The 8,244-nt window shown below is 44.2% G+C and carries 7 protein-coding genes (1 of these 7 cut by a window edge); 5 read left to right on the top strand and 2 right to left on the bottom strand.

Going from position 1 to position 8,244, the window contains the following annotated elements; genetic code table 11:
- The 5 genes from dnaN to gyrA form a co-directional block, all read left to right on the top strand.
- Positions 1-860, top strand: an 860-nt coding sequence (dnaN, locus tag ABGT54_RS10470) for a DNA polymerase III subunit beta (protein WP_346664043.1), incomplete at its 5' end; no start/stop codon positions are given.
- Positions 861-878: 18 nt separating this feature from the next.
- Positions 879-1,085, top strand: a complete 207-nt coding sequence (locus tag ABGT54_RS10465; protein WP_346664042.1) for an RNA-binding S4 domain-containing protein — start codon at positions 879-881, stop codon at positions 1,083-1,085.
- A complete protein-coding gene (gene recF, locus ABGT54_RS10460; RefSeq protein WP_346664041.1) occupies positions 1,075-2,166 on the top strand; it encodes a DNA replication/repair protein RecF in 1,092 nt (363 codons plus the stop codon). The genes ABGT54_RS10465 and recF overlap by 11 nt, the downstream gene beginning before the upstream one ends.
- Positions 2,167-2,176: 10 nt before the next feature.
- The gene (gene gyrB, locus ABGT54_RS10455) at positions 2,177-4,111 is read left to right on the top strand and encodes a DNA topoisomerase (ATP-hydrolyzing) subunit B (protein WP_346664040.1); all 1,935 of its coding nucleotides are present in this window, start codon (positions 2,177-2,179) and stop codon (positions 4,109-4,111) included.
- Positions 4,112-4,122: 11 nt separating this feature from the next.
- The gene (gene gyrA / locus ABGT54_RS10450) at positions 4,123-6,624 is read left to right on the top strand and encodes a DNA gyrase subunit A (protein ID WP_346664039.1); all 2,502 of its coding nucleotides are present in this window, start codon (positions 4,123-4,125) and stop codon (positions 6,622-6,624) included.
- A gap of 103 nt (positions 6,625-6,727) precedes the next feature.
- Here gyrA and ABGT54_RS10445 read toward each other — a convergent pair whose 3' ends face one another.
- On the bottom strand, positions 6,728-7,972 hold the full coding sequence (locus ABGT54_RS10445) for a glycoside hydrolase family 3 protein (RefSeq protein ID WP_346664038.1): 1,245 nt from the start codon (positions 7,970-7,972) through the stop codon (positions 6,728-6,730).
- 3 nt (positions 7,973-7,975) lie between these two features.
- Positions 7,976-8,244, bottom strand: partial view of a C-GCAxxG-C-C family (seleno)protein gene (locus ABGT54_RS10440; RefSeq protein ID WP_204909514.1) — the 3' portion only. It continues 193 nt past the right edge of the window; only the last 269 of its 462 coding nucleotides appear in the window; its start codon lies off the right edge, out of view; the stop codon is at positions 7,976-7,978.

Here is an 8,244-nt window from a genome sequence, read left to right as displayed (position 1 = left end):
ATGAGATCACTATTGAAACAGGTGATAACCTTCAGACAGTCATCACCTGCGAAAAAGCGAAGTTTGATCTTTCCGGAAAACCAGGAGATGAATTTTCCTACCTTCCGGTGATCGAAAAAGAAAACTCCATTGAAATATCACAGTTTACTTTGAAAGAAGTGATCCGACAGACCATTTTTTCCATCTCTGATTCGGAAAGCAATAAGATGATGGGTGGAGAATTGTTTGAGATCAAAGATAACATTCTTAGAGTGGTATCTCTTGACGGACACAGAATTTCTATCCGTAAGATCAGCCTGAAAGAAGATACAGAAGATAAAAAACTGATCGTTCCGGGCAAGACTCTGACAGAGATCAGCAAGATCCTTTCCGGCGAAGTGGAAAGCATGGTCAATATTTCTTATACCAACAATCATATTGTGTTTGAATTTGATCAGACCATCGTGGTGTCCAGGCTGATTGAAGGAGACTATTTTAAAATTGATCAGATGCTTTCCAGTGATTATGAGACAAAGGTAAGGATCAATAAAAAAGAACTTCTGAACTGTATTGACAGAGCCACACTTCTCATCAAAGAAGGAGATAAAAAGCCGATCATCATCCAGATTGGAGACGAGTGGATGGAGCTTAGGATCAAATCCCAGATTGGATCTATGAATGAAGAGATTGTGATTGAAAAAGAGGGAAAAGATCTGATGATTGGATTTAATCCCAAGTTTCTCATCGACGCCCTTCGTGTCATTGATGATGAAGAAGTTACGTTATATCTGATGAATGCGAAAGCGCCATGTTTTATCAAGGATGAAGAAGAAAGTTATATTTATCTGATCCTTCCGGTAAACTTTAACGCCACAGTCTAGGACAGGAGAGTACACGCAATGAAAATCACGTTAAAGGAAGAATATATCAAACTTGGGCAGGCTTTGAAGGCAGCCGGTCTGGTAGAATCCGGAGCAGAGGCAAAGGATGTGATACTGGACGGAAAAGTCCTGGTAAATGGAGAAGCGGATCTTAGACGCGGAAGAAAATTATATGCCGGCGATGTGGTAGTATTTAACGGAGAAGAAATCAAAATTGAAGATTAAATCTTTAAAGTTAAAAAATTTTCGCAATTATGAATATCTGGATCTGAAGTTTGATCCGGCGGCTAATATTTTCTATGGCGACAACGCCCAGGGGAAAACAAATATCCTGGAGGCTGTTTATCTCTCCGGTACCACAAAGTCCCACAGAGGGGCAAAAGACAGAGATATGATCCGCTTTGGAGAAACGGAATCTCATATTGAGATGATTGTGGAAAAAAATGGGATCAGTCACAGGATTGATATTCATCTAAAGAAAAACAGTCCGAAGGGAATTGCCGTTAATAAAATACCGCTGAAAAGAGCAAGTGAATTATTTGGAATCGTAAATCTTGTATTTTTTTCTCCTGAAGATCTTAATATCATCAAAAATGGTCCAGGGGAGAGAAGACGATTTATTGATCTGGAGCTGTCCCAGCTGGACCGGGTTTATTTAAATGATCTTGCAAATTATAACAGAGTCGTTAATCAGAGAAATCATCTTTTGAAGGATCTCTGTTTTTCCGGTCAGAAGAAAAATCTGGATACTCTGGAGATATGGGAAATGCAGCTGGCGCTGTATGGAAATAAGATTATTGAAAGAAGAAAGAAATTTATATATGAAATAAATGAAATTGTTTCTTCTATTCATCACAAATTAAGCGGCGGAGCTGAAAAGATCCAGGTTATCTATGAACCTAGTAATGGAAAGGTTCCGCTGGAGGAAGCAATAAAAAAGAACAGGGAAAAGGACATGAAGATCAAAAGTACATCTGTGGGTCCTCACAGAGACGACATCTGTTTTATGGTGGGGGATCTGGATATCCGCAGATTCGGATCACAGGGTCAGCAAAGGACGGCGGCGCTTTCTCTGAAGCTGTCGGAGATTGAACTGGTGAAAAGAGTGATCCATGATACCCCTGTGTTGCTATTGGACGATGTTTTGTCTGAACTGGATAAACACAGGCAAAACTATTTATTAGACAGCATCCATGACATACAGACTCTTGTAACATGTACAGGAGTGGATGAGTTTGTAAATCATAGATTTTCTATCAATAAAGTGTTCCGCGTAGAAAATGGAAATGCAGCAAATGAAAACTAGGAGGATGAGCATGAGTACAGAAAAAGTACAGCACGAATATGGTGCGGATGAGATTCAGATTCTGGAGGGTCTGGAGGCAGTCCGCAAACGCCCGGGTATGTATATCGGAAGCACGTCAGCAAGGGGACTCCATCATCTGGTCTATGAGATCGTGGATAACTCTGTGGATGAGGCGCTTGCAGGTTTCTGCGATACGATCCAGGTGACCGTCCACAAGGATAATTCTGTGACGGTAGTGGATAACGGACGCGGGATCCCGGTAGGAATTAATCATAAAGCAGGCCTCCCGGCGGTAGAAGTTGTATTTACCGTACTGCATGCCGGAGGAAAATTCGGAGGCGGAGGATACAAGGTATCCGGAGGACTCCACGGCGTAGGAGCGTCGGTAGTAAACGCCCTTTCCAACTGGCTGGAGGTTGAGATCTGCCATGATGGAAAAGTTTATAAACAGAGATACGAACGTGGAAAAGTTATCTACAAATTAAAAGTTGTGGGAGAATGTGATCCGGAAAAATCCGGGACAAAAGTAACTTTTATGCCGGATGATACCATATTTGAAGAAACGGTATTTGACTATGATGTTTTGAAACAAAGGTTCCGGGAAATGGCATTTCTGACAGCAGGTCTTAGGATCACTCTGACAGATGAGCGGCCGGAAGACGGGATCCGGGAAAAAACCTTTCACTATGAAGGAGGGATCCGGGAATTTGTTTCTTATCTGAACCGGAGCAAAACACCTCTCTATGAGGATATCATTTACTGTGAGGGACTGGTAAATGGAGTAGCTGTGGAAGTAGCCATGCAGCACAACGATTCTTACAGTGACAATACTTATGGGTTTGTCAATAACATTACCACGCCGGAAGGTGGTACTCATATTGTGGGATTCCGCAATGCCCTGACAAAAACATTTAACGATTATGCAAGAAAGAACAAGTTATTGCGGGACAGTGAGCCGAACTTAAGCGGCGAGGATATCAGAGAAGGTCTGACTGCGATCATCAGCGTTAAGATCGAGGATCCTCAGTTTGAAGGACAGACCAAGCAGAAACTCGGAAACAGCGAGGCCAGAGGAGCGGTAGACAGTATTGTCAGCAGACAGCTGGAAATCTATCTGGAACAGAATCCTGCGGTAGCCAAGATGACCATAGAAAAATCGGTGATGGCTCAAAGAGCCAGAGAAGCGGCAAGAAAGGCAAGGGACCTGACCAGAAGAAAATCTGCGCTGGACGGCATGTCTCTTCCCGGAAAACTGGCGGACTGTTCCGATAAAAATCCGGAAAACTGCGAGATCTACATCGTAGAGGGAGATTCTGCCGGCGGTTCCGCAAAAACTGCGAGAGACAGGGCTACACAGGCGATCCTTCCTCTCCGTGGTAAAATTCTGAATGTGGAAAAGGCCAGACTGGATAAAATTTATGGAAATGCAGAGATCAAAGCAATGATCACTGCATTTGGAACCGGGATCCATGATGATTTTGATATTTCCAAACTCCGTTATCATAAGATCATCATTATGACGGATGCCGATGTGGACGGCGCACATATCAGTACCCTGCTTCTTACGTTTCTGTACCGGTTTATGCCGGATCTGATCAAAGAGGGATATGTTTATCTGGCACAGCCGCCTCTTTATAAACTGGAAAAGAATAAAAAAGTATGGTACGCGTACAGTGACGAGGAACTGGATGGAATCTTAAGAGAAGTGGGCAGAGATAACAACAATAAGATCCAGCGGTATAAAGGTCTTGGAGAAATGGATGCAGAGCAGCTGTGGGAGACCACCATGGATCCGGAACACAGGATCCTTCTTCGGGTGACCATGGATGAAGAGACTACTTCAGAACTGGATCTTACCTTTACGACCCTGATGGGAGATAAAGTAGAACCCAGAAGAGAATTTATCGAAGAAAATGCAAAATATGTGAAGAACTTGGATGTGTAGGAGGTTAAACAATGGAAGATAATATTTTTGATAAAGTCCACGAAGTGGACCTGAAAAAAACGATGGAAACCTCTTACATTGATTATGCTATGAGTGTCATCGCTTCCCGTGCGCTTCCGGATGTACGGGATGGTTTAAAACCGGTGCAGAGAAGAATCCTGCATTCCATGATCGAGCTGAACAACGGACCCGATAAACCGCATAGAAAATGTGCCCGTATCGTGGGTGATACCATGGGTAAATATCATCCCCATGGCGACAGTTCGATCTACGGCGCCCTGGTAAATATGGCGCAGGAATGGTCTACCAGATATCCTCTGGTGGACGGTCACGGAAACTTTGGATCCGTAGATGGAGACGGCGCGGCCGCCATGCGTTATACCGAGGCAAGGCTTAGCAAGATTTCCATGGAGCTGACAGCAGACATCAATAAAAATACGGTGGATTTTGTACCAAACTTTGATGAGACAGAAAAAGAGCCTTCTGTGCTTCCGGCCAGATTTCCCAATCTTCTGGTCAACGGTACGTCCGGTATCGCCGTAGGTATGGCCACCAACATTCCTCCTCATAATCTGAGAGAAGTGATCAATGCAGTGGTTCGCATCATTGATGATCAGCTGGAAGATAAAGAAGAGACTACCATGGAAGAAATCCTGGGCATCATCAAGGGACCGGATTTCCCAACAGGAGGAATGATCCTTGGAACCAGAGGAATTGAAGAAGCCTACCGGACAGGACGGGGCAAGATCCGCGTCCGGGCAGTCACAGATATTGAAACCATGCCAAATGGCAAGAGCCGTATCGTTGTGACAGAGCTTCCCTATATGGTCAACAAAGCCCGTCTCATTGAAAAGATCGCAGAGATGGTGCGGGATAAGAAGATTGACGGAATCACAGACTTAAGCGACCAGTCCAGCCGGGAAGGAATGCGGGTAGTCATTGAACTCCGGAAAGACGTCAATGCAAATGTGCTGTTAAATCAGCTGTACAAACATACACAGCTTCAGGATACATTTGGCGTGATCATGCTGGCTCTGGTAAATAACGAGCCCAAGGTGATGAATATTCTGGAGATGCTCAATTATTATCTGCAGCATCAGGAAGAAGTGATCACACGCCGGACAAAGTATGAGCTGAACAAAGCAGAAGAAAGGGCACATATTTTACAGGGTCTTCTGATCGCCCTGGATCACATTGATGAAGTGATTCAGATCATCCGTGGATCCAGAACGGTGCAGATCGCAAAATCAGAGTTAATGGAACGTTTCGATCTTTCAGAAGCGCAGGCACAGGCCATTGTAGACATGCGTCTTCGCGCTCTGACAGGTCTGGAACGAGAAAAGCTGGAAGCGGAATATAAAGAGCTGATGGAACAGATCAGCCGGTTAAAGGCGATCCTTGCAGACAGAAAGCTTCTGCTTGGCGTGATCAAAGAAGAGATCCTTGCGATCAGGGATAAATATGGAGACGACAGAAGAACTTCTATTGGATTTGATGAATTTGACATTTCCATGGAAGATCTGATCCCCAGAGAAGACGTGGTGATTACCATGACAAAACTGGGATATATCAAGCGCATGTCTAATGATACCTTTAAAGCCCAGAACCGTGGTGGCAAAGGAATCAAGGGAATGCAGAAGCTGGATGAAGATTATGTGGAAGAGCTCTTTATGTCCAATACCCACCATTATATTATGTTCTTTACCAGCACAGGACGCGTTTACCGGCTGAAAGGATATGAGATACCGGAGTCCAGCCGTACATCCAGAGGAACTGCTATTATCAATCTTCTGCAGCTGATGCCTGGAGAAAAGATTACAGCGGTGATCCCGATTGAAAAATATGACGATGAGTCTTATCTTGTCATGGCTACCAAGAAGGGCCTGATCAAGAAAACACCTCTGAAAGATTACGCAAATGTGAGAAAGACAGGACTTGCTGCGATTACATTAAGAGAAGATGATGAACTGATCGAAGTGAAATTTACAGATGGAAAACAGGACATTATCCTCGCTACAAAATATGGACAGTGCATCCGGTTCAATGAGAGAGACGTAAGAGCCACCGGGCGGACTTCTATGGGAGTCAGGGGAATAAATCTGACAGACAGAGATGAAGTTGTCGGTATGCAGCTTACTGTCCAGGGTACAGATCTTCTCATTGTGTCTGAAAAAGGAATGGGCAAGCGTACTTCCATCAGCGAATTTACTGCTCAGAACCGCGGAGGAAAAGGTGTAAAATGCTACAAGATCATGGAGAAGACCGGAAATGTAGTAGGTTTTAAAGCTGTCAATGAAGAAGATGAAGTGATGATCATCAATACAGAGGGCATTATCATCCGTACAAAATGCAGCGGAATTTCTCTTCTTGGCAGGATTACTTCCGGTGTGAAGCTGATCAATCTTCCGGAAGGAGACAAGGTTGCCAGCATTGCGAAAGTAAGAAAGGGAGATGAAGAGGAAGAAGAGACTTCCGAAGATCAGGCACAGGAAGAGGAGAGTCCTGAAGAATAAAAAATAAAGATTCTTATCAAAAATTAAAACTGCCGTATCTACGATCCATCATAGATACGGCAGTTTTTTTGTATGGGTTTGTCCTTATTTCGTATAGACTTTATCAGTACAGATTCTTACACTTTACTTTCAGGATACGGGTTACAGATTCATTGATCCTTTCTTCAGAAATCTCGCCGCTGTTTACCGCATCCAAAACTCCCTGATAAGCTTCCGTAAAACTGTAAGGCATCAGCAGCATATCGCCGCCGGCCTGGATACATTTGACCGCGGCATCAGCAGAAGTATAGTATGTTGTAATAGCGCCCATGGAGAGGGAATCTGTAATCACAATTCCATCATAGTCAAGCTCATTTCTTAAAATATCTGTGATCATTTCTGAAGACAGAGAAGCCGGCGTATCATCGGAAATCACCTGCGGGACTTGCAGGTGTCCGACCATTACCATATCTACACCGGCCTGGATGCCGGCCTCGAACGGAAGAAATTCCGCGCTTCGAAGCTCCTCCAGACTCCGGTCTACGATGGCTGCCCCGTTATGGCTGTCCGTGATTGTTCCGCCATGTCCCGGAAAATGCTTGATCACCGCGCTGACCTGATGATCCTGGAATCCTTTTACTGCCTGCTCCACCATGTGGGCTGTCATATCCGGATCACTTCCAAACGACCGGACGCCAATTGCAGTATTATTTGGATTGGTCAGAACATCCGCATCCGGAGCAAAATCCAGATTAAAACCATAGTCCTTTAAATAAGAAGCAATTGTGGAGCCGACCTCATAAGCCCTGGAAGGATCGCCGGTCGCGCCGATTTCCGCCATATCAGGAAATTTCTCTACATCAAAGTTTGGATGGTTCGCAATCCTTGCCACCAGAGAACCGCCTTCTTCATCCACGCCTATAAAAAGAGGAATCTCACTGTAGGACTGAGAATTGCGGATCATAGTTGTAAGCTGCTCTTCATCGTAAATATTCTTGGAAAAATAAATCAGTCCGCCAACAGGATATTGGGTAAGAGCCTGCCTGGTCGTCTCGCCCGCCTGCGTAGCCACATCCACTCCGGTAAGATTTTCAGGAGTAACAAAAAACATCTGTGCAACCTTTTCTTCCAGAGACATACCTGCGATCAGATCCTGAACCTTTACATCCAGTTTTTCTTCCTCCGTCTGTCCGGAAGAATCCTGTTCACCTTCCTTGTCAGAATCATTTTCAGTTCCACTTTCTGTCTGCACATCATTTCCCTTTTCAGAAGAATCTGTAAGAGACTGATCTTCTTTCATAAAAATAAAGAGAAGAGTCAAAAGCATCAGAAACAGCAGAGACAAAAGAAATATAAGCAATTTTTTCATAAATTAAATTTCCTTCTGGTCCTTTTCAAGTTCCCGCAGAATAATTTCCGCCGTCTTTTTCACGGTAGCAGCAACAAACTTCGTACACTGCGCTTTTCTCTCATCAGAATCCTTTTCCATGCCTCTGGTCAGGACACGACAGCAGGCCGCGCCAAAATTCTCCTTAAAAAAGTCATGGATCTCATTACATAAAGCAAAACAGCGGACATTCTTCGGATCACCGGGAACCTTACGCCCATAAAAATATCCAATACACATAGTCGCTCCGGCCA

The organism is uncultured Merdimonas sp., assembly GCF_963929015.1.
GTDB lineage: Bacteria > Bacillota > Clostridia > Lachnospirales > Lachnospiraceae > Merdimonas.
The sequence above is the reverse complement of the archived record's forward strand: the minus strand, read 5'-3'. Positions and strand labels throughout refer to the sequence as shown.